22 protein-coding genes are annotated in these 20,988 nt (G+C 45.9%); 5 read left to right on the forward strand and 17 right to left on the reverse strand.

The features are described from left to right. Positions 1-19 precede the first annotated feature (19 nt). Positions 20-1,387: a magnesium transporter gene (gene mgtE / locus CUS_RS18205; protein WP_002853575.1), complete on the forward strand. Its 1,368-nt coding sequence runs from the start codon at positions 20-22 to the stop codon at positions 1,385-1,387. 155 nt (positions 1,388-1,542) lie between these two features. Further along, positions 1,543-2,268: a hypothetical protein gene (locus tag CUS_RS18210; RefSeq protein WP_002853514.1), complete on the forward strand. Its 726-nt coding sequence runs from the start codon at positions 1,543-1,545 to the stop codon at positions 2,266-2,268. A gap of 540 nt (positions 2,269-2,808) precedes the next feature. Here the strand turns inward: CUS_RS18210 and CUS_RS18215 are convergent. Continuing rightward, positions 2,809-3,876 carry a branched-chain amino acid aminotransferase gene (locus CUS_RS18215; protein WP_002853520.1) on the reverse strand — a complete coding sequence of 356 codons (1,068 nt, stop codon included), beginning with the start codon at positions 3,874-3,876 and terminating at the stop codon, positions 2,809-2,811. A gap of 526 nt (positions 3,877-4,402) precedes the next feature. Between CUS_RS18215 and CUS_RS18220 the strand changes: the two genes are divergently transcribed. Then, a complete protein-coding gene (locus CUS_RS18220) occupies positions 4,403-5,722 on the forward strand; it encodes a transglutaminase domain-containing protein (protein ID WP_100084632.1) in 1,320 nt (439 codons plus the stop codon). A 39-nt stretch (positions 5,723-5,761) separates the two neighbouring features. On the opposite strand, the gene CUS_RS18225 is transcribed toward CUS_RS18220, so the two are convergent. The 16 genes from CUS_RS18225 to CUS_RS18300 form a co-directional block, all read right to left on the reverse strand. Next, entirely contained in the window at positions 5,762-6,256 is a 495-nt protein-coding gene (locus tag CUS_RS18225) for a hypothetical protein (protein WP_002853538.1), read from the reverse strand. After that, complete coding sequence (locus tag CUS_RS18230; protein ID WP_002853574.1) at positions 6,257-7,495, reverse strand: hemolysin family protein; 1,239 nt, start codon at positions 7,493-7,495, stop codon at positions 6,257-6,259. A gap of 105 nt (positions 7,496-7,600) precedes the next feature. Next, the gene (locus tag CUS_RS18235) at positions 7,601-8,062 is read right to left on the reverse strand and encodes a hypothetical protein (RefSeq protein WP_002853512.1); all 462 of its coding nucleotides are present in this window, start codon (positions 8,060-8,062) and stop codon (positions 7,601-7,603) included. 146 nt (positions 8,063-8,208) lie between these two features. Next, a complete protein-coding gene (locus CUS_RS18240; RefSeq protein ID WP_002853536.1) occupies positions 8,209-8,952 on the reverse strand; it encodes a YebC/PmpR family DNA-binding transcriptional regulator in 744 nt (247 codons plus the stop codon). 6 nt (positions 8,953-8,958) lie between these two features. Next, the gene (locus tag CUS_RS18245) at positions 8,959-9,384 is read right to left on the reverse strand and encodes a Mini-ribonuclease 3 (RefSeq protein ID WP_002853505.1); all 426 of its coding nucleotides are present in this window, start codon (positions 9,382-9,384) and stop codon (positions 8,959-8,961) included. A gap of 11 nt (positions 9,385-9,395) precedes the next feature. Then, complete coding sequence (gene obgE, locus CUS_RS18250) at positions 9,396-10,673, reverse strand: GTPase ObgE (protein WP_002853561.1); 1,278 nt, start codon at positions 10,671-10,673, stop codon at positions 9,396-9,398. A gap of 15 nt (positions 10,674-10,688) precedes the next feature. Then, the gene (locus tag CUS_RS18255) at positions 10,689-11,270 is read right to left on the reverse strand and encodes a hypothetical protein (protein ID WP_037277996.1); all 582 of its coding nucleotides are present in this window, start codon (positions 11,268-11,270) and stop codon (positions 10,689-10,691) included. 25 nt (positions 11,271-11,295) lie between these two features. Then, entirely contained in the window at positions 11,296-12,027 is a 732-nt protein-coding gene (locus CUS_RS18260; RefSeq protein ID WP_002853540.1) for a hypothetical protein, read from the reverse strand. Positions 12,028-12,044: 17 nt separating this feature from the next. After that, a complete protein-coding gene (locus CUS_RS18265; RefSeq protein ID WP_002853565.1) occupies positions 12,045-12,788 on the reverse strand; it encodes a hypothetical protein in 744 nt (247 codons plus the stop codon). 102 nt (positions 12,789-12,890) lie between these two features. Next, a complete protein-coding gene (gene rpmA / locus CUS_RS18270; protein WP_002853558.1) occupies positions 12,891-13,172 on the reverse strand; it encodes a 50S ribosomal protein L27 in 282 nt (93 codons plus the stop codon). A 30-nt stretch (positions 13,173-13,202) separates the two neighbouring features. After that, positions 13,203-13,520: a ribosomal-processing cysteine protease Prp gene (locus CUS_RS18275; protein WP_002853508.1), complete on the reverse strand. Its 318-nt coding sequence runs from the start codon at positions 13,518-13,520 to the stop codon at positions 13,203-13,205. A gap of 19 nt (positions 13,521-13,539) precedes the next feature. Continuing rightward, entirely contained in the window at positions 13,540-13,851 is a 312-nt protein-coding gene (gene rplU / locus CUS_RS18280; RefSeq protein WP_002853550.1) for a 50S ribosomal protein L21, read from the reverse strand. 150 nt (positions 13,852-14,001) lie between these two features. Beyond that, complete coding sequence (gene radA / locus CUS_RS18285; RefSeq protein WP_002853511.1) at positions 14,002-15,378, reverse strand: DNA repair protein RadA; 1,377 nt, start codon at positions 15,376-15,378, stop codon at positions 14,002-14,004. An 8-nt stretch (positions 15,379-15,386) separates the two neighbouring features. Beyond that, positions 15,387-15,677 (reverse strand): Dabb family protein, encoded by a 291-nt coding sequence (locus CUS_RS18290; protein ID WP_002853563.1) that lies wholly within the window; start codon positions 15,675-15,677, stop codon positions 15,387-15,389. A 196-nt stretch (positions 15,678-15,873) separates the two neighbouring features. Further along, positions 15,874-16,185: a DUF6440 family protein gene (locus CUS_RS20815; protein ID WP_227945497.1), complete on the reverse strand. Its 312-nt coding sequence runs from the start codon at positions 16,183-16,185 to the stop codon at positions 15,874-15,876. A 121-nt stretch (positions 16,186-16,306) separates the two neighbouring features. Next, the gene (locus CUS_RS18300; protein ID WP_002853501.1) at positions 16,307-16,780 is read right to left on the reverse strand and encodes a TspO/MBR family protein; all 474 of its coding nucleotides are present in this window, start codon (positions 16,778-16,780) and stop codon (positions 16,307-16,309) included. Between the two features lie 305 nt (positions 16,781-17,085). Between CUS_RS18300 and glpK the strand changes: the two genes are divergently transcribed. Both glpK and ppk1 read left to right on the forward strand, forming a co-directional pair. Further along, entirely contained in the window at positions 17,086-18,576 is a 1,491-nt protein-coding gene (gene glpK / locus CUS_RS18305) for a glycerol kinase GlpK (protein ID WP_002853577.1), read from the forward strand. Between the two features lie 111 nt (positions 18,577-18,687). Next, positions 18,688-20,979, forward strand: a complete 2,292-nt coding sequence (gene ppk1 / locus CUS_RS18310; protein ID WP_002853543.1) for a polyphosphate kinase 1 — start codon at positions 18,688-18,690, stop codon at positions 20,977-20,979. Positions 20,980-20,988 lie beyond the last annotated feature (9 nt).

Genomic DNA, 20,988 nt, shown 5'->3' on the forward strand with positions numbered 1-20,988 from the left:
TCAGGGAAGGAGGGGTATCATGTACGAACAGGTATTACAGCTTTTGACAGACAGAAATTTCAAGCGCATACGTGAGATATTCATTGATATGAACGAAGCAGATGTTGCTTCACTTCTGCAAAGATTTCACGATGACCACGAGGCTGACAAGCGCGACCTGATAGTGCTTTTCCGTCTGCTCAACAAGGATATTGCCGCAGATGTTTTCTCCTATATGGACAGCGACATGCAGATGATGCTGATAAACGCATTCACCGACAAGGAACTGCAGGAGGTCATCGATGACCTGTATGTCGATGATACCGTTGATATCATTGAGGAGATGCCTGCTAACGTGGTGGCGAGGATACTTCGTTCGGCTGACAGTGAAACTCGCAAGCAGATAAATCAGATACTCAAATACCCGAAAGACAGCGCGGGTTCTGTGATGACCACCGAATATGTCTACCTGAGAAAAGACTATACTGTCAGGGAAGCTCTGGAATGGATAAGGCATATCGGTGTTGTAAAAGAAACTGTGTACACTCTGTACGTTACCGAGAGCCGTGTGCTTATAGGTGTTCTGTCATTGCTTGACCTTATAACTGCTGATGAAACTGACAGGATAGAAGATATCATGGAAACTAATATCATTTCTGTCAGCACCCTTGAAGACCGTGAACTTGTGGCTTCTAAAATGGCGAAGTACGACTTTGCGGCAATGCCCGTAGTTGATAAGGATATGCGTCTTGTGGGCATCATAACCTACGATGATGCTATGGACGTCATTGAGGTAGAGACCACTGAAGACTTTTCAAAGATGGCAGCGGTCGCCCCCAGTGAGGATTCATATTTCAAGACCTCAGTCATGAAGCACGCCAAAAACCGAATAATGTGGCTGTTGGTGCTTATGCTCTCCGCTACGCTGACAGGTGCGGTGGTAAACAAGTATCAGTCGGCATTTGCGGCGGTGCCTGTGCTGGTATCGTTTCTTTCTATGCTGAGCGGTACGGGCGGCAACTGCGGTTCGCAGACCTCTACGCTGGTAATTCGCGGCATGGCACTGGGCGAGATAAACATGCGTGATTTCTTTAAAGTTCTTTTCAAGGAACTTCGCGTTGCGGTGGTCTGCGGCATTATCCTCTCGATAGTCAATGCAGGCAGGATAATACTTGTCTATCACAATGACACATCTGTAGACTGCTACAAGCTGGCATTCACGGTCAGCGGTGCTATACTGCTGACGGTCATACTGTCAAAGCTGATAGCCGCGATGCTGCCGATGGCGGCAAAAAAGCTGAAACTCGACCCCGCTATCATGGCAGCACCCCTCATCACCACCATTGTTGACACCTGTTCAACGCTGATGTTCTTTGCACTGGCAACGGTGGTATTCGATATAAAATAATGTGGTTATCCCGCTGACACACCACAAAAACAGCGGCTATACAGAAGTTAAGTTTCTTGGCGTATGGCGCTCAATTATCCTTTTGTTTACCGCATTTTTAGTTGGTGTGCTAAAGGGATAGTCATAAAAAGATATATCCAAATTAGGAGGTCATTATGAAAGTTAATAATTACGATACTTATTTCGAGGTGATATTTAAATGCGTGGGGAAAAAAGATACCATCTGTCATTTTTTCCCGCAGGACAATTTTTTACGCGAACAATATGACGAGATCGAGGCACAGGTGAGGTCATTATCCGAAAGATTTGAGGGTCTGAGACCGGGAGTCTCACTTTGCGGCGGTTTATTTTCAGTATATTTCCCGCTCTCAAAATTCCCAAAGGAACGCCATGATGAGATACTCGGGGCTGTGATGTCTGCCATGAACGGCATATCGGGGATAAAGGCGGCATATATCACCGATAACGGCGATTTTATGAGCTATGATGATATAGAGGACGATATGGCAGATATGCAGGAGACTTTCGATGAAAGCTATTGGGACGATATTCTGGGTATCACAAAGCTCGCTCTTGATTATACCGCTCACGCAGAAGGCATTGAGGGTGAATGCTTCTATTACAGTGTTTACTTTGCCGATGATACAGCGGGAGAAGAAAAGGCAGAGACTGTAAGGAATGCGGTAGAGTCCTTTGATCTTGGACTTGCAGATGATGAATACAGCGGTTATTTAAGCATTACTGCCGACAATGACAAGGTAAAGATATTTCTCGATCTGGGTAATGTTCAGGCGAAAAATGAGAAGAAGGCCATTCACGGCATACTTCTCGCCCTAAACAATGTTCGAGGTATCAAAAGCGTTATCATCAATGAGGTGTGAACTTTGGGCTATCCCTGTTATATAAAGCTCTGTGGGGTATAATATATCATCAGAAAAAGCCTAATGGCATGCTGTCAGCAAGAGATATAAAATATAGCACCCGAAATGTCCGTATATGGCTGTGGGGTCACAAAAGCGAGTTGTCGTAATGTAATGACAGCTCGCTTTGTTTATGCAGGAAGGATATTTAATATGTTATATGACTATCCCTTTAGCACACCAACTAAAAATGCGGTGAACAAAAGGATAATTGAGCGTTGTATATCTTTCCCCGACTGCGGCGGGGGAAAGATATACGCCAAGAACCCTAAGTTCTGTATAGCCGCTGTTTTTGTGGTGTGTCAGCGGGAGAACCACATAAAACAATTGCTGCAGCCGCAATATAGCTCACCCTCTTAAAAATGGACAGCTGTATTGCAGTTGTTTTTAGATATATCCCGATCTGATCGTATATTCGGCAATACATATCAGAATTTATAGTCACAAAAAAAGACCCCGAAAGTATCCCTTTCGAGGTCTGTATTATTATCTTGTCAGTTATCAGTCTACCTTAACTGTCCAACCGAAAGTATCGGGTATCTTGCCCCACTGGATACCTGTCATGGTATCATAAAGCATCTGGGAGATCTTGCCGATCTTGTTGTCGTTGATGGTCATTACCTTGTCGCCCCACTTCAGGTGACCTACAGGCGAGATGACAGCGGCAGTACCTGTGCCGAATACCTCGTCCAGCTTGCCCTCGTCATATGCCTTAGCGACCTCTTCGATGGTTATTCTTCTCTCACTGCATGGTATGCCCTTGCTCTTACATACTTCCAGTGCGCTCTTTCTGGTGATACCGGGCAGAACGGAACCTGTCAGCTTAGGTGTAATTACCTCGCCGTCTATAACGAAGAATATGTTCATCGAACCAACTTCTTCGATGTACTTCTGCTCAACGCCGTCCAGCCAGAGAACCTGCTCATAATCCTGATTGTGAGCTTCATCCTGACCCTTCAGGGAGATAGCGTAGTTAGCAGCAGTCTTTGCAAAGCCTGTACCGCCTCTTACTGCTCTTACATACTTCTGCTCAACATAGATCTTAACAGGGTTAAGACCTGTGGAGTAGTAAGCGCCTGACGGCGAAAGGATTATCAGGAACAGATAGTGGTCAGCGGGTCTTACGCCTACGAAAGGATCTGTAGCGAAGATAAAAGGTCTGATGTACAGTGCAGCACCATCGGTATGAGGTACCCAGTCCTTCTCTATTGAGACCAGCTTCTTGGTAGCTTCTACCATGAACTCTTCATCTATCTGAGGTATTACCATTCTCTCAGCAGAAACGTTCATTCTCTTGTAGTTCTCGTCAGGTCTGAACAGCTGAACAGTGCCGTCAGCAGTTCTGTATGCCTTAAGACCCTCAAAGATCTCCTGACCGTAGTGCAGGCACATAGCAGCAGGGGAGAGTGTTACGTTGTCAAAAGGAATGATCCTTGCATCATGCCAGCCCTTGCCTGTGTCATAGTTCATAGCAAACATGTGGTCAGTGAATACGTGACCAAAGCCCAGCTTGGTTTCATCGGTAGGCTTAGCCTTAGGGGTCTTGGTCAGTTCGATTTTGATTTCCATAGTGATCCTTCTTTCTTAAAAATTGATCTGCTTATATTATAATACTTTTTATCTGATTTTTCAAGGGGTAAAACGACATTTCTTGAAATATTTTAGTTTTTTTCCTGCATTTTTACGTTTTGTCATCCGAATTTTCCGCTGAGCTTATCATAAAAATGCAGTTTTATATGACTAATTCGGCAATTTGGTTATGAGCAAATCAAATTGTGACTATCCCTTTAGCACACCAACTAAAAATGCGGTAAACAAAAGGATAATTGAGCGCCCAATATTTTTCCCCCGCCGCAGGCGGGGGAAAAATATACGCCAAGAACCTTAAGTTCTGTATAGCCGCTGTTTTTGTGGTGTGTCAGCGGGATAACCACAAATCAAATTGGTATAACTTACCGAAAATTGCACCATAATATGTGCATAACTACGTTTCGGAGGGAATAATATCAAAATGCTTGACAAATATGTGAAAAAGTTGTATATTATAAGGTGTATATTTATGTACGTTATATATTTTTGTACAGGAGAGATAATTATGAGCATAAAGAATAAAACAGCCGCAGTCCTGATGGCGCTTATGACTTTAGGCACAGGTGTTTCGGGCATATCTTCTGTCATCTCGGCAGAGATCTCTGCAAATGCTGCGTCATCTTCAACTGTGGCAGATGGCAAAGCCCCTACTGCTAAAAGCAGATATTCCAGTACCGACAGTTCTATAACTATCAGCTGGGATAAGGTGAGCGGTGCGACAGGTTATTATATCTACAGGTGGAGCAAGAATGCGCCTGCATGGGTGAAGATAGGCACAGCACCATATCTGAATGCAAGTTATACCGATAAAAAGGTAAATTCAGGCTCATCATATAAGTATTATGTCGTTGCTTATAAAATGAGCGGAGGAAAACGCATAATGAGCGGCAGGAGCAATGAGATCTCTGCGGCAACACTTCCTTCAAAGCCGAAGATAACCGATAATATGACCGATAATAACTATATCACAGTTGTCTGGACGCGAGTTGCCGGCACAGGTTACGAGGTCAGCTTCAAGCAGGGCAGCGGTGCATGGAAAGTCGCAGGTAAGACAAGTTCTGCCGATACCACATCGTTCGATATCAAGGGGCTGACTTCCGAAACACTGTATAGTGTCAGGGTAAGGGCTATCTCCAAAGATGCTGACGGAAATACCGTTTACGGCGATTACAGCGATGCTGTCGATGTAAAGACCGCACCCGATTTTGTTTACCGCCGCAGCAGTCAGTATCTTATAGACAGGCTTGACAGCGCCAAGCTGAACCCCGGACAGACAACTTATGAGGAGATAGATCGTCAGGATACCGAAGATCGTAAGTCAGTACGTACCATATCTGATGCTGACCTTGCTGCCATCAAAAAGTTCGTAGACGCTCATTTCACTTCTGACATGACTACAGGTGAGTTTCTTGATTACACAGTGCAGTGGCTCAACAAGAATATCAGCTATGCAGACGGTGTTCACGGACCTCAGTACAGTGAGATATGGAACAGGTCACATGTTGACAACTGCCTGAATTACAAGGTCGGTCAGTGTATTCAGTACAACTCCACCATATGCGCAATAATGCGTTATCTTGGCTATGATGCAAGGGTCATACAGGGCTGGCGCGGCAATTCACTTGATAATAAATGGCAGCACTTCTGGTGTGAGGTCACCATAAACGGCACTGATTATGTTATGGACAGCTATAACTACGGCACAGACGGCGACTGGTACTTTGTATGTGCGACATATTCCGAAACTGCACCATATGCTTACAACTCCCACTATATCATGAACCGTAAACTCATGGCGCCTTTCAAGGGCTATATAACCAAATAAAATGCAAAACGCCTTTCGTAGATATCGAAAGGCGTTCTTTTATTTGTTTTTGATAAGTTTAAGCGAACTGAAAACACATATCATCAGATCTGCCATCGCACCTACCAGTAAGCTGAACCAGGGAACATACTGCGCTTTCACGAATGCTTCCTGCCCCTGTGAACCTATTAGCCTTGTTACAGTGTCCTCTTGTCCAAAAGCCGCAAGTATCAGCATAAGTGCAAATCTCAGGTTCATCAGGCATATTATGATATTTACTATGTATATGATGCACTTGCCGAGCGCACTCATGCTGTCCTCTTTTCGGTAGGCTTCTGCACCCATCACCGCACATATCACACAGCTGAGAAAATACAGTATAAACACTGAGAATACAGCAGTTGTCAGAAATTTGTTTCCTGTTTCGATTATCCTGTTCATAAACATAAACAGCATCGCCACAAACCCTACAGCTATAACCGCACACACTATCGTGCTTTTGCAGAAGCGTTCTTCCAGCGGTTTCAGCTTTGGTTTTTTTATCGTTATCGGCATTCAGTTTTCCTCCGTCAGTGATATTTTTACTCTGCCTATCTTCTGTTCGTCCTGCATGTGTATCTCCATCTCAAAAGGCGGCGAGAATATCCGCTCACCCTCTTCGGGTATCCTGTCAAGCAGTTCCATTATCCAGCCGCCGACAGAATGCCGCTCGGTTTCGATGGCATTTTCTTCAAGCCCGAAGCGTTCGAGAAAATCCGATATCGAAAGTTCAGCCGAAACTTCGCACTCATTCTCCGAGATCTTTATAAAAGAGGTATCCTCTTCATCGCTCTCATCGTATATCTCGCCCACAAGTTCTTCGATGATATCCTCAAGCGTGCAGATGCCCGCAGTGCCGCCGTACTGGTCAAGTACCACCGCCATGTGTACCTTTTCTTTCTGCATTATCTTCAGCGTTTCGGATATCTTTCTGCTTTCGGTGATATAGATAGGTTCATTGAGTATCCTGCGTATGTCCTTTTTGCCTTTTGAAACATACATCTCAAAGAAATCAGCCTGATGTATCACGCCTATGATGTGGTCGATATCCTTTTCATAAACAGGCAGTCTTGAATACTTGGTCTTAAGGAAAAGATCTTTTATTTCCTCGATATCGTCTTCAACATCGACAGCCGCCACGCTGACTCTCGGTACAAAAATGCTGTTTATGGTTATCTCATCAAAATCCAGAGCCGAGCGCACCAGATCGGACTCCTGCTCTTCAAGCACGCCTTCATCTTCTATCTCTTCGATGATGTATTTAAGTTCTTCCTCAGTGACAGACGGCGCTTCATTCTTTGAGCCGACCAGCTTAACGACCAGCTGTTTGATACCTGTGAATATCCATATAAGCGGTGTTATGATGAACATGAAAGCCGCCAGCGGTGCCGCCATGAACACAGAAAAACTCTCCGCACTTTCTTTTGCAAGGCTTTTAGGCAGTATCTCACCGAAGATAAGCACCAGCACTGTCATAACAGCAGTCGCCAATCCTACACTGCCCGCGCCGAACTTTTCGGTGAAGAACACCGTTGCCAGCGCTGATGAAGCAATGTTTACAACATTGTTGCCAATGAGTATGGCGGTCAGTGCCTTGTCAAAGTTGTCGCAGATGTTCAGCGCTTTTGCTGCACTTTTACTGCCGCTGTCAGCCATTTTTTTCAGCCTTATCCTGTTGCATGAGGAAAAGGCAGTTTCAGTAGCCGAGCAGATCGCTGAAAGCATCAGCAATACTGCTATCAAAGCTATGTCCATATAAAAACAGATCGTCCTTTCAGTCAGTAATACAAATATGATACCATATATCAATAAAAAATGCAAGTATGTTGTGCATCAACGTTTGAATATTTCCTTGAACAACTAATTGATATTCAACCCGTCTGAAAAAAACAAGATGGAAATTATAGCCAGAATGATCGCGCCCACTGCTGTGACCGCCAGATTTGCTTTGGCATAGTTTTTGGCTGACTTGTCATTTGTCATGAAAAACATCACCAGACAGCCGATGAACGGAAAAATTCTGGTGACTATTATCCAGCCGACCCAGCCGAGTGTAGTTGTGGGCTGCGAGAAAAAGTCTGCGTTCGGCACAGGATAATTCTGATAATATGGTGTCTGATACGGCTGATAGTAGTTCTGACCATATTGCTGACCATATCCGTTCTGTCCGAAAGATGGTTCGTATATACCGTTTATGCTGTTTGCGTTATTATCCGCACCAAGATGAATATACGATCCGTCATCAAGTGCTGCGCCGCAATTGATGCAGTTCGTGATATTGTCATTATTGGTCGTGCCGCAGCTGTTACAGAATTTAGGCATCTCGTTGTCCTCCTAAAAAGTGATTTTACTTATTATATCACATTTCTTTAATAAATTCAATACTATAAACGGGTTTTCATGACCCGCTCCCACAAAAAATACCTCTCACAGCAAAGTGAGAGGTATCTAAAGCTATTTCAGAGATATTATTCTTCCTCGTCAGAAGGCATATTCTCCCAGTTGTGGAAAACGTTCTGAACATCATCGTTATCTTCCAGATTATCCAGCAGCAGACCCATCTTCTTCATAGCGTCTTCATCAGTGATGGTAACGTATGTTGATGGTATCTTGTCAGCTTCAGCAGAAAGTACCTTGTAGCCCATTCCTTCGAGGGTTTCTCTTACAGAACCAACAGAGTTTGGTGAGCAAGCTATCTCGATAACATCTTCTTCAACGTTGAAGTCGTCAGCACCGGCCTCAAAAACATCGTCCATTATCTTGTCTTCATCAGCGCCGTTGTTTTCGATAACAACAGTTCCGACATCGGAGAACAGGTAGGATACACAGCCTGTACTGCCCATATTTCCGCCGAACTTGTTGAAGTAGCTGCGCACATCAGCCGCAGTTCTGTTCTTGTTGTCAGTCAGGCACTCAACTATTACAGCTACACCGCAGGGACCGTAGCCTTCGTATACCATCGACTCGTAGTTGTTCTTGTCGCCGTCGCCCGCAGCCTTCTTGATTATTCTCTCGATGTTGTCGTTTGGCACGTTGTTGGACTTTGCCTTAGCGATAAGATCTCTCAGCTTCGCGTTGCCGGAAGGATCGGGACCGCCCATCTTAACGACTACTGCGATCTCTCTGCCTATCTTAGTGAAGATCTTGGCTCTTGCTGCATCGGTAGCACCTTTTTTCCTCTTAATGTTTTCCCATTTTGAATGTCCTGACATTTTATTTCACTCCTTGATTTTATTGTTGAATTCTTCTGCGCCGTGTTCCCAGCACTTTTCGAATAATTCTTCTATACGTTCATTCTGCGCCGTAAGATACAGGAACCCGAAAAGGCATTCAAGTCCTGTGGCGTTTCTGTATTGGGCAATAGTCGAATGTTTTGGCGCATTGACCTTAGTGTTGCGCCCTCGCTTGAAAACCTCAAGTTCCTTTTCGTTAAAAGAACCCTGTTCAGTCAGCATCTCAACGCATTCCGACTGGTATTCCGCACAAACTCTGCTCACAGCCAGCTTGTGCAGTTTGTTTGCGGGCATGTTCGCCGCCAGAAGTATCCTCTCTCTCACCAACTGTTCATAGACCGAATCGCCCAGAAAAGCCAGCGCGAGAGGGGAGTACTGGTTGGCTTCCCGCTCTGTTATATTTATCTGCATCAGCATCACCCTTACGGTATATACTCAAACTCAAAGTCGAATACTGCCACAGTGTCGCCCTCTTTTATGCCCATAGCTTCCAGCTTTCTGATTATGCCGCTGGATACCAGCACGTTCTGGAAGTATTGCAGTGACGAATAGTCGTCCATATCCGCAACTCTGAGTATATCATACAGCCAGTCAGCTTCAACGAAGTAAACGCCGTCCTCAACAGTGATGGAGAACTCTCGGTTGTTCGTGTTCTTCCTCTCGACTTCTTCTTTGGTGAGCGGCTGTGCTTCAAACCTCTTGACAGGCGGCAGTTCAGCCAGCTTTTCGTTTACGCCGTAGATGAGTTCCTGCGTACCCTGAGTTGTGGCAGCCGATATCTCGTAGCAGGGAAGTCCCAGATCGTCGATATACTCCTTGAATCTCTGCTTCTGCTCGTCAGTCGCCATATCGGATTTGTTCGCCGCAACTATCTGCGGTGCTTCTGCCAACTCTTCCGAGAAATTTGCAAGTTCCTTGTTGATGGCTTCAAAATCCTCTATGGGGTCGCGCCCCTCGATGCCCGATACATCGACCACATGAACTATCAGCCGACATCTCTCCACATGCCTGAGAAACTCATGACCCAGACCCACACCTTCGCTTGCACCTTCGATAAGACCGGGTATATCCGCCATTACGAAACTTCTTTCCTCTCCGACCTTAACAACACCCAGCACAGGTGTCAGTGTGGTGAAGTGGTAGTTGGCTATCTTCGGCTTAGCAGCCGATACAACAGATATCAGCGTGGATTTGCCCACATTCGGAAATCCCACCAGACCAACATCAGCCAGCAGTTTAAGTTCCAGCTGAACGTTGAATTCTTCGCCTCTGAAACCGGGCTTGGCAAATCTCGGTATCTGCCTTGTGGAAGTTGCAAAGTGCGCATTACCTCTGCCGCCCTTGCCGCCGTGAGCGACCACAACAGGCTCGTCAGCCGACATATCAGCCAGTATCCTGCCTGTATCAGCGTCCTTTATGACAGTGCCTCTCGGCACCTTGATGACCAGATCGTCCGCGCTTCTTCCGTAGGAATTTTTTGCGCCGCCGTTCTGACCCTTTTCTGCAACATATTTTTTCTTATATCTGAAATCGATAAGGTTAGAGATATTGTCATCGACCTTGAAGATAACATCTCCGCCCTTGCCGCCGTCACCGCCGTCGGGACCTCCTGCGGCGACATATTTTTCACGGTGGAAGGAAACAGCGCCGTCGCCGCCGTCACCCGCTTTGATATATATTTTTGCCTGATCGACAAACATTTCTCCGACCTCCCTTTATATACTTCTCATTTTATGTTCATAACGCAGTGCTGCCAGCCCGAACGAAGTGTGCAGCACTATATATACCTCTAAAAAGATCACTGCACACAGCCACAAATATGTCGGGTGCATCTGCCTGTACTCTCTGCTTGCTTCCTTAGCATCACACTCAGGGCTGTAAACAGGGAAGACTTCACCCTGACTTGTTTTATACAGCGTCAGCTTTCTTTTTGAGTAATATTCAAACTGCGCGAAAACATGCTCAGTAACACTGCCTTTGAACAGTCGTTCAGTCTTTTTTGCCTGATTTTTTTGTTCCTCATATGCCGTATAAACATCTTTGTCCTCAGCTGTAAAATCAGGTTCAAAGTCCTCATAAAACGTACAGTTTACGCTGATCATGTATTTGGTGTAAGAGTCATGATCGTTATAGTCATCAACTCTTTCGGTCCACGTATTGACCTCAAAATCTTCATAAGTACCGACTTTAGTAACTTTCGGATTATTAACATGATAGAATAATATTGCCGCACAAAAAACAGCAGCAAACAGCGCATTAAGCAGATAACTGCGTGAACTCTTGAATTTTATTCCCATTATGCTGTTCCTTTCGCCCAATCTGTCAGAACGGAAATCTGTTGTTTCTGCGAGAATTTCGCATTTCTGCTTTTTCCCGTCTGATCCTCATTGTAGCCATAGCCGCAAGGGCATCTTCCGTTGTTGCAACATTATCAGGCTTTTTTTCATACAGCACATTATCACTGTAATTATTTGCTGTTCTTTTAGCATTTTTTCCGCAGCTCAAAAGTATCAATCCCAGCAGGATACCTGCGCCGTAGGCTGTGTACCACAATGTCGGCGGATCAAGCCTTCTGTATTCGCGTTCAGCCTCAGCTGCACTGCAATTCTGCTTGTATACAGGGAAACTTCTGCCCCAATCTGTCTTGAACATTGTGACTTTATTTGAGTTATAATCGTTAAATTTGCTGTAATACAGATAAGGCACTCGTCCGTAAAACAGTTCATTCTCCTCAATGGTCTGTGCTTGATCGTATATATCTTCACTCAGCTTGTCTTCGTTTTTGTAGAGTTCACTGAAATCAAAGACGTCGTGCTTGCTGACCTCCTGATATATTTTCATATAATAGACATTGTAAGTGCCGCCCTTGCTGTTGCGGTGCTGTTCATGCCATGTATTCACTGTGCAGTTATCATACGTATCGTCTTTTGTTACCTTTACATAACCCGTTAAGGAGTTATAAAGAAAGACCGCCAGCACTATCCCAAGCACTATCAGACCTGCCCGCGTGTTTGAACGACCGATATCGTTGTTTATTCTCTGCGCTTCATTCATATCATGTCCCTCCACGTTCAGTCAGGCCATTTGAAGTCATTGGCATCTTTACTCAGAAATGAGGTGAGCAGATCTGCATTTGATGTTTTATCAGCAGATCTTTGTCTTGCGAGATCCATCATAGCGAAAGCGCCTCTCTCACCCGCAGTACACATGGGATCTGGGCTGAATTCATAGTTTTCATTCCTGTAATTAGCCGCGACTTTTGCAAGTCTGATGGAATTGTACAGGCATATGATGCCCAGTACTCCGCCAATGATGTATAATGCGTACCAGCCATACGGCGGTTTGATATGCCTGAATTCCCGCTCAGCTTCTGCCTCATCAGCATTTGCTGCATAAACAGGGAACTCTTTACCGTCTTCGCTTTTGAATATGGTGATCTCTTCAGCATCGTAGTTAACAAAATGCTTGAAATGCGCCTGCGATGTTGTACACTGAAATATCGGTTCTTCATTACTGAGATCCCATACAGACAGCATGGTTTTATCATCATTTTTTTCGCCGTCTGCCTCTTCTGTATCTGTCGGTACTTCGTCATGAGTGTAAATGCTTAAATAATAGGTGTTTTTTGTCATGAACGGTTCTTTCGTGCTCGAAGTAGTCACTATGCAATTTTTGATAGTCCTGACTTTGGCAACATCGTTATAGCCGTTGTGGTCTTTGTAAAAGAAAATACCACCGACCACAGCCAGAATGATGATACCGTACCTGAGAAATGAATGACTCAGTTTTCTGTGGAGTTCTGAATGTATGTTCATAATAGTATCTCCGTTAAATTGTCTTTTGTTCTTTGTATCTATCTTTCTTTTTCTTTAAAAAAGACCCCGAGCTAAGGTGCTCAGGGTCTTGTCGCTGCGTAATTAAGCCTGAGGATAAACCGAAACCTTCTTACGGTCCTTACCCATTCTTTCAAATCTTACGATACCGTTGCTTGTAGCGAACAGAGTATCATCAGAACCACGCTTAACGTTCTCGCCTGGATGAATGTGAGTACCTCTCTGGCGAACGAGAATGTTGCCGGCAAGTACAAACTGACCGTCAGCTCTCTTCACACCCAGTCTTTTAGACTCGGATTCACGACCGTTCTTGGTAGAACCCATACCCTTCTTATGAGCGAAAAACTGCATTGAGATCTTTATCATTGAAATTACACCTCCATTGATGTGATGTTGTCAGCTGTTGCTGACTTTTAGCTTGATATGCCCGGGAAATTCATCCTTAAGATTATACATATGGATAAACAACCCCAGTATGAGCCTGTCCGCATCGCTGCCTGCATTTTTGACAGTCAGCTTTATTTCGTTTTCATCTACCTCGACATCTGCATCTATCTTGAATGCTTCTGTGATGGTATTCGCCGTCATCATAACAGCAGACGAAACACTTGCACAGCATACATCATAGCCGAAATCAGCCATGCCTGCATGACCTGTAACACGGAAACCTGTCAGCATATCACTCGAATTCTTGTAGAAATCCGCGGCGATCATGAATGATGCCTCCTGCGAATTAACCGTTGATAGCTTCGATAACTACCTTAGTGTAGGGCTGTCTGTGACCCATCTTCCTCTTCTCACCCTTCTTGGGCTTGTAAGTGAAGACTGTGATCTTCTTGGACTTGCCGTTCTTGACTACCTTTGCGGATACGGTTGCACCCTCAACATAAGGAGCGCCGACCTTGATGCCTGCATCAGAACCAACTGCCATTACCTTGTCAAAAGTAACGTTCTCATCAGCGTTTACGTCCAGCTTCTCAACGAAGATCTCGTCGCCTGCCTTTACCTGATACTGCTTTCCGCCTGTTTCAATTACTGCGTACATCTTAATATGCACCTGCCTTTACATGAACTCGCTGCACACGGAGGTGTTTTCAGACACACTTATCAGACCCGTGAACATGCGGCATGATTATCATACCATAATCCAATATAAAAGTCAAGGGATTAGAATGGCTTCACAAAAATTTTACAATCAACCTATCTGCGAAAATGCTTCCTTTATCGACCTAGCGCCGATTATCTGCATATTGTATTTTGCTGTATTCAGCTTTTTTACAGTGTAGTAGGGGAGTATGCACCGTTCAAATCCCATTCTTTCTGCTTCCTGTATGCGCTGTTCTGCGTGGGTGATGTTTCTGAGTTCTCCGCCCAGACCTATCTCACCGAAAGCTATCGTCTTGTCATCGACCACTTTATCTGTAACGCTTGAATACAGCGCCATAGCCACAGTGAGGTCAGCCGCCGTATCGTCCAGTTTCAGACCGCCGACGATATTTATGAAAACATCAAGTCCCCCGAAGAAATATCCCAGCCGTTTTTCTAGGACTGCCAGTATTATCGACATTCTGTAGTAGTCAAATCCCGTTGCGGTGCGCTTTGGCTGTGATGAGCTGCTTTTTGACACAAGTGCCTGCACCTCAGCCATTATGGGGCGCGAACCCTCCATTATGCAGGCGACGCAGCTTCCCGAAACATTGACCGGTCTGCCCTCAAGCATCAGCATAGAGGGGTTTTCGACCTCCAGAAGACCGCTGTCAGCCATTTCAAAAACGCCTATCTCGTTTGTCGAGCCGAAACGGTTTTTGACCGCCCTGAGTATGCGGTAGGTCAGGTTTCGCTGACCCTCAAAATACAGCACGCAGTCAACGATATGTTCCATGACTTTAGGACCCGCGATGGCACCGTCTTTGTTTACGTGACCCACTATGAATATGGGTATCTCTTCGCTTTTTGCTGTGCGCATGAAGAGATTGGTGCATTCGCGCACCTGTGTTACAGAGCCTTGTGCAGAACTTATCCCGCTTATGCTCATGGTCTGTATCGAGTCGATTATGACTATCTCAGGTTTCTCTTTGGTTATCGCGGCGCATATGCTCTCGGCATCATTTTCAGCCAGCAGGTAGAGATTATCGTTGTTGACACCCAGCCTGTTCGCCCTGAGTTTTATCTGCCTTGTGGATTCCTCGCCCGATACATAAAGAATAGTGTGGTCATCGCCCATTGTCTGACATATCTGCAACAGCATAGTCGATTTTCCGATTCCCGGCTCGCCGCCCAGCAACACCAGCGAACCCTTTACCAGACCGCCTCCAAGCACTCTGTCCAGTTCGTGCATGCCCGTGTCGTAGCGTATCTCGTTGTGGCTGGCATCTACCGAGTTTATATTGAGTATACTGTCGGAAACATCTTTTACAGTCACCGACTTTGCCTTGCCGCCCGTCCTTGCCGAAACTTGAAGTTCTACCTCTTCAAAGGTGTTCCACTCACCGCAGTCGGGGCATTTTCCGTTCCACTTGCTTGTTTCGTATCCGCAGTTCGAGCATACGTAAGAAGTTTTTACCTTAGCCATATCCTGCCTCAGAACTCGTAATCTATGCAGGCTCTCTCTTCCTTGACGGTCGCAACGAATTTGCCGAATTCGATGTGTGTAGGCGATGTCTGGTAAGCGTTCAGGTCATCAACGCTGTCAAAGTCGAATATCAGCGAAACATCATAGTTGCTGTCAGGTGTGCGCTTGTCGTTGGTGACTACCTCATATCTTTTCAGCTGGGGCAGAGTTTTCAAGCTCTCAGCCCTCTCGCAGAACTCTTTCACCGAAGCGTCCTTGTTTTCGTTTTTCAGCTTGAACATACATATATGTCTTATCATTTTTATTCCTCCTGAAATCTGTACATTATAAACTTGTGATACCCGCATTCCTAAAATTGTGTTAATGGGACGGTCATATCATCAAATACAGCCTATACATTATAGCACACTTTTGAAGATTTGTCACCTGTTTTTTCAAAAAAGCGTTCTTCACAGGATAAGACGGGTACCCATACAGAAATTTTGCCCCGAAGCGTTACAAAGTGCTTCGGGGCTTAGATAAGAATTTATCACTTTGCATATTTGGGGTCAAGTAAAGGTTTTCCGTCCTTATCGACCGGAACAGTGAGTCCTCCTGCATTATAGCGATACAACTTTTTAAATTCACAAAATCCGGTCGCAAAAGCTGGGATTTATGGGTTTTGTGACTGGATTTTGTCTGAATTTTAAGGCGGATTGCTATAGTCCGGTGAGCCGATAAATATTGGACACCCGTTTCTTTGTCAACAATTATACGAGCACCCTGCACTGACCCATTCTTTTCCACAAATTCAAACCTGTTTTCCATGTCAGTAAAAATTATAGCACAGCGTTGCTTCTTTGTCAATATCAAAGAAAAAAGCCACAGCACTCCTGACTTTGCATCAGAAATACTATGGCATAATGCGCTGTGCTTATGTCCGAAAATTTTACCTGTTAAGCATGTAAATGCCCGCAGTCAGATATGTTGCATATATGCACCAGAGCATATACGGCAGATTTATCAGCGCTGATTTTTTACGCACTTTTGAGAAAGCACATATCATCATTGCGACCATTATATCGAGCAGTATTATGACGATCAGCCCGCCGATAAAACTCTTCATACCGAAGAAAACGGGCGACCACAGGAAATTCACGAAAAGCTGTGCCGCGTAAATTTTCAGCGCTTTGTTTCTTCCATTGCTGTCAGCAATATAAATAAGGTATGCCGAGTAGCCCATCAGCGCATACAATATCGCCCATGCCACAGGGAAAAGCCATGCAGGCGGAGCAAATGGCGGCTTTTCGAGTGCCGCAAAGAATTCTCTGAACTGTCCGCCCGATACCAGCGCGGAAAGCGCCCCGACCAGTTCTGCGCTGACTATTGAGATAAGCAGTTCGGTCACTCTGAATTTTTTCATTTTCATCACCTCGCTAAATAATATGTTTGTTTATGTGATTTAAGAATTGCAGTCATTAAACAAAATTTCATCTTGACAATAACCGATTTTGGTAGTATCATATAATTATATGACTATCCCTTTAGCACACCGGCTGAAAATGCGGTAAACAAAAGGATAATTGATCGCAGGATATCTTTCCCCTGCCAGCGGCGGGGGAAAGATATCCGCCAACCACTTTAAGTTTTGCTAGACCGCTGTTTTTTGTGGTGTGTCAGCGGGGTAAGCATATATAATTATAATCTAAAATGAAAGGACGATGTTCCATGAATAAATACATACTTGCCTTAGATCAGGGCACAACATCATCGCGTGCGGTGCTTTTTGACAGGAGCGGCGCTAAAGTTTTTGCGGCGCAGTACGAATTTCCGCAGATATTCCCGAAAGCGGGCTGGGTGGAGCATGACCCTAAGGATATACTCGATTCACAGCTTCACGCTTTGCGCGACTGCATCGAATTTCTCAAAACCGGCGGTGAAGACATATCCGAGATAGCCGCCATCGGCGTTACAAATCAGCGTGAAACTACGATGATATGGGATAAGTCAACAGGCGAACCTGTCTACAATGCGATAGTCTGGCAGTGCCGCCGCACCGCCGATACCTGCGACCGTTTTGAAGAACAGGGACTTGATAAGTTCTTCCGCAGTAAGACAGGTCTGTTGATAGACCCTTATTTTTCCGCGACGAAGATAAAGTGGATATTCGACAATGTTGACGGTGTGCGCGAAAGGGCACAGCGCGGTGAACTGCTTTTCGGCACAGTTGACACATGGCTCATCTGGAATTTGACAGGCGGCAGGGTGCATGCCACCGACTACACCAACGCTTCACGGACGATGCTTTTCAACATACACACCCTTGAATGGGATAGAGAGATACTGGGTCTGCTGGGCATTCCCGAGTGCATTCTCCCTGAGGTGAGAAATTCTTCGGGCGATTTCGGGGTAACATCTGCCGATGTCATTGGCGCTGAGATACCCATATGCGGCTGTGCGGGCGACCAGCAGGCGGCGCTTTTCGGGCAGTGCTGTTACCTCAAAGGCGATGTCAAGAACACCTACGGCACAGGCGGTTTCCTGCTTATGAATACGGGCGATGAATGTGTCGAGAGCAAAAACGGTCTGCTGACCACTATCGCGTGGGGCATCGGCGGTAAAGTCACTTATGCGCTGGAAGGCTCAGTTTTCGTGTCGGGTGCTGTGGTGAAATGGCTTCGCGATGAACTCTGCATTATTAACTCGGCAGAAGAAACAGCCGCCCTTGCCGAAAGCGTCCCCGATAACGGCGGAGTCTACTTCGTCCCCGCATTTGTTGGACTGGGCACGCCCTACTGGGACAGCGATGCGCGCGGTGTCATCTGCGGGCTGACAAGGGGCGCGGGCAGAGCGCATATCGTTCGTGCGGCACTGGAAGCCATCGCTTACCAGACGGCAGATGTCATAAAGGCGATGGAAGAGGACACCTCAGCGCTGGGGCTTATCAAGGTAGACGGCGGCGCATCGCAGAACGATTTCCTCATGCAGTTCCAGTCCGATATTCTGGGCAGGAGCATAATTCGCCCGCGCAATGTGGAGTCCACCGCAACAGGCGCGGCATTCCTTGCGGGACTGCACTGCGGCTTCTGGGAGAACCGCGAAGAACTTAACCGCGTATCGCAGAAATTCCGCGAGTTTATCCCCGCCATGCAGGAAAGCGAACGTTCTCGCCTGACAGACGGCTGGAAACAGGCAGTGGGCAGGAGTCTGATGAAATAGAACATCACAGCGTCCCCCGCAGGACGCTGTTTTTGTTTGCGGCGGTGGTTGACAATCACCGAAATATGTAATATAATAGGTATAGCTTATTTTATGATAGGAGAAAATACCGTGAAAAACAGGGTATATGATAACCGTGAGCTTTCATGGCTCAAATTTAACGAGCGTGTGCTGGAAGAAGCCCGCGATGAGCGCAATCCGCTGCTTGAAAGACTGCTTTTCCAGTCGATATACGGCAGTAACCTTGATGAGTTCTTTATGGTCAGGGTGGGTTCGCTGTATGATGCTTCACTGGTGGACGACTCGCACAAGGATAATAAGTCGAAGATGAAGCCCTCAGAACAGCTGAGTGCTATCTTCACAAGGGTGCGTGAACTGATAGCGGTGGAGGACGAGAGCTTCAAGACCATACACAAAGCGCTCGAACCTAAAAATATAGAGCATAAGAGCATGAAGAGCCTGACGATGCAGGAAGCGGAGTTCTTGGAGGCTTACTATGCTTACGAGATAAAGCCTTTTCTCAGCCCGCTGATAATCGACAAGCGCCACCCGTTCCCGTTTTTGCCGAACAAGAGCATATACGTGGCGGCAAAGCTGACCTCTAAAAGCGGTGTCACACTGGGCATCATAGGGTGCAGTGAGAAATTCCAGCGGGTGATCTTCCTGCCGCGTCAGGACGATTCCATAGCTTATGTGCTGGTGGAAGAGCTGATATTCCACTACACAGATAAGATATTCTCAGGCTATAAAGTCGAAGAAAAGACCCTCATGCGCATAACCCGCAACGCCGATATTGATGTTGATGAGAGTTTTGACCGTGAACTTGATTTCAGGCAGAACATGTCCGAGCTGATAAACAAGAGAAAGCGCCTTTGTGCGGTGAGATTACAGCTTTCAAAACAGGTGTCCGAACCTCTCCAGAAAGAACTCTGCACAAGACTGGAACTGTCCAAAAAACAGGTCTTTGTCGAGAAAACTCCACTTGACCTGTCATATGTGTTCGCTGTGTTTGAAAAGGCGGCAGATAAAAAAGAACTTTTCTATGAGCCGCAGACATCTCAGCTTTCGCGCATGATAGACGAGAGCCGCCCGATGATAGAGCAGGTCGATGAACGCGACTTGTTCCTGTCTTACCCTTACGAAACTATACAGCATTTTATAAGAATGCTGAATGAAGCCGCTAAGGACGAAAGCGTGGTCTCCATAAAGATGACGCTCTACCGTGTGGCAAAGCATTCTAAGGTCATAAAGGCTCTGTGTGCCGCCGCTGAAAACGGCAAGGAAGTTTCGGTGCTGGTGGAGCTGAGAGCGCGTTTTGACGAGGAAAATAACATCGGCTGGTCAAAACAGCTCGAAGAAGCGGGCTGTCGTGTAATGTACGGTCCTAAGGGGCTGAAAGTTCATTCAAAGCTGTGCCTTATAACCCGCAAGACCTCAGAGGGAGTAAAGTACACCACGCAGATAGGCACAGGCAACTATAACGAAAAGACAGCTTGTCTTTATACCGACCTCTGCCTTATGACTGCCAATACGCAGATAGCACATGAAGCGGAAGAAGTGTTCCGCGCACTCTCCATAGGTGAACTTGTCGAGGACAGCAAGCTGCTGCTGGTAGCGCCGCACTGTCTGCAAAACCGTTTGCTTGAAATGATGGATAACGAGATAGCTGTCGCAAAAGCGGGCGGCGAGGGCTATGTGGGCGCGAAACTCAATTCGCTGACCGACAAAGTCCTGATCGATAAGATGATCGAATGTTCGCAGGCAGGCGTAAAGGTCGAGATGGTCATAAGAGGTATATCCTGTCTTGTGGCAGGCATACCGGGCGTTACCGAAAATGTGCGCATTCGCTCGATAGTGGGCAGGTATCTCGAACATGCCCGAATATATATATTCGGCAGCGGTGTCAGAAAAAATGTGTATATCTCTTCTGCCGATTACATGACAAGAAACACCACCCGCCGCGTGGAAGTCGCAGCACCTGTGCTGAACGATGAGATAAAACAGCGCATTATTGAACTGTTTGAAACGCAGATGAAAGATAACGTCAAGGCACGTGATATGCAGCCCGACGGTACATATATCAGACTTCCTGCGTCAGAACCTCTTGTTGATGCACAGAGCAGACTTTTTGCTGAGGCGTATGCCAATGTGCCCAAGTCTAAGCCTGTGCCAAATCCTGAACCGAAAGCAGAACCTGTTCCCGAACCCGTGACTCAGCCCGTACAGGCGCAGACGGAGGTGCGGGAAAATACAGAGAACGCTCAGACACAGACGAATGTTGAAGAAAAGCCTGAGCCTGTTCAGAATGCGACACCTGTTGAAGAACCTGTAAAAAAAAAAGTCTTTGGTCAAGGTTCATCGCGTTATTCCGTCGTAAAAGTAAAAGTTAAAAAGAAAAAATGACCCAATGAC

Origin of the sequence: Hominimerdicola alba 8, assembly GCF_000178155.2 — a bacterium.
Taxonomy (GTDB): domain Bacteria; phylum Bacillota; class Clostridia; order Oscillospirales; family Ruminococcaceae; genus Hominimerdicola; species Hominimerdicola alba_C.

What these genes read in the sequence shown, in the direction of transcription:
- CUS_RS18235 (WP_002853512.1), bottom strand. Translation starts at nt 8,062, where the DNA reads ATGCCTAAATTCTGTAACAGCTGCGGCACGACCAATAATGACAATATC.
- mgtE (WP_002853575.1), top strand. Translation starts at nt 20, where the DNA reads ATGTACGAACAGGTATTACAGCTTTTGACAGACAGAAATTTCAAGCGC.
- CUS_RS18245 (WP_002853505.1), bottom strand. Translation starts at nt 9,384, where the DNA reads ATGCAGATAAATATAACAGAGCGGGAAGCCAACCAGTACTCCCCTCTC.
- CUS_RS18255 (WP_037277996.1), bottom strand. Translation starts at nt 11,270, where the DNA reads ATGGGAATAAAATTCAAGAGTTCACGCAGTTATCTGCTTAATGCGCTG.
- CUS_RS18215 (WP_002853520.1), bottom strand. Translation starts at nt 3,876, where the DNA reads ATGGAAATCAAAATCGAACTGACCAAGACCCCTAAGGCTAAGCCTACC.
- CUS_RS18260 (WP_002853540.1), bottom strand. Translation starts at nt 12,027, where the DNA reads ATGAATGAAGCGCAGAGAATAAACAACGATATCGGTCGTTCAAACACG.
- CUS_RS18290 (WP_002853563.1), bottom strand. Translation starts at nt 15,677, where the DNA reads ATGATAAGACATATATGTATGTTCAAGCTGAAAAACGAAAACAAGGAC.
- CUS_RS20815 (WP_227945497.1), bottom strand. Translation starts at nt 16,185, where the DNA reads ATGGAAAACAGGTTTGAATTTGTGGAAAAGAATGGGTCAGTGCAGGGT.
- CUS_RS18230 (WP_002853574.1), bottom strand. Translation starts at nt 7,495, where the DNA reads ATGGACATAGCTTTGATAGCAGTATTGCTGATGCTTTCAGCGATCTGC.
- radA (WP_002853511.1), bottom strand. Translation starts at nt 15,378, where the DNA reads ATGGCTAAGGTAAAAACTTCTTACGTATGCTCGAACTGCGGATACGAA.
- rpmA (WP_002853558.1), bottom strand. Translation starts at nt 13,172, where the DNA reads ATGATAAAGATCTCAATGCAGTTTTTCGCTCATAAGAAGGGTATGGGT.
- CUS_RS18265 (WP_002853565.1), bottom strand. Translation starts at nt 12,788, where the DNA reads ATGAACATACATTCAGAACTCCACAGAAAACTGAGTCATTCATTTCTC.
- CUS_RS18275 (WP_002853508.1), bottom strand. Translation starts at nt 13,520, where the DNA reads ATGATCGCCGCGGATTTCTACAAGAATTCGAGTGATATGCTGACAGGT.
- CUS_RS18225 (WP_002853538.1), bottom strand. Translation starts at nt 6,256, where the DNA reads ATGCCGATAACGATAAAAAAACCAAAGCTGAAACCGCTGGAAGAACGC.
- CUS_RS18220 (WP_100084632.1), top strand. Translation starts at nt 4,403, where the DNA reads ATGAGCATAAAGAATAAAACAGCCGCAGTCCTGATGGCGCTTATGACT.
- obgE (WP_002853561.1), bottom strand. Translation starts at nt 10,673, where the DNA reads ATGTTTGTCGATCAGGCAAAAATATATATCAAAGCGGGTGACGGCGGC.
- CUS_RS18210 (WP_002853514.1), top strand. Translation starts at nt 1,543, where the DNA reads ATGAAAGTTAATAATTACGATACTTATTTCGAGGTGATATTTAAATGC.
- CUS_RS18300 (WP_002853501.1), bottom strand. Translation starts at nt 16,780, where the DNA reads ATGAAAAAATTCAGAGTGACCGAACTGCTTATCTCAATAGTCAGCGCA.
- CUS_RS18240 (WP_002853536.1), bottom strand. Translation starts at nt 8,952, where the DNA reads ATGTCAGGACATTCAAAATGGGAAAACATTAAGAGGAAAAAAGGTGCT.
- rplU (WP_002853550.1), bottom strand. Translation starts at nt 13,851, where the DNA reads ATGTACGCAGTAATTGAAACAGGCGGAAAGCAGTATCAGGTAAAGGCA.
- glpK (WP_002853577.1), top strand. Translation starts at nt 17,086, where the DNA reads ATGAATAAATACATACTTGCCTTAGATCAGGGCACAACATCATCGCGT.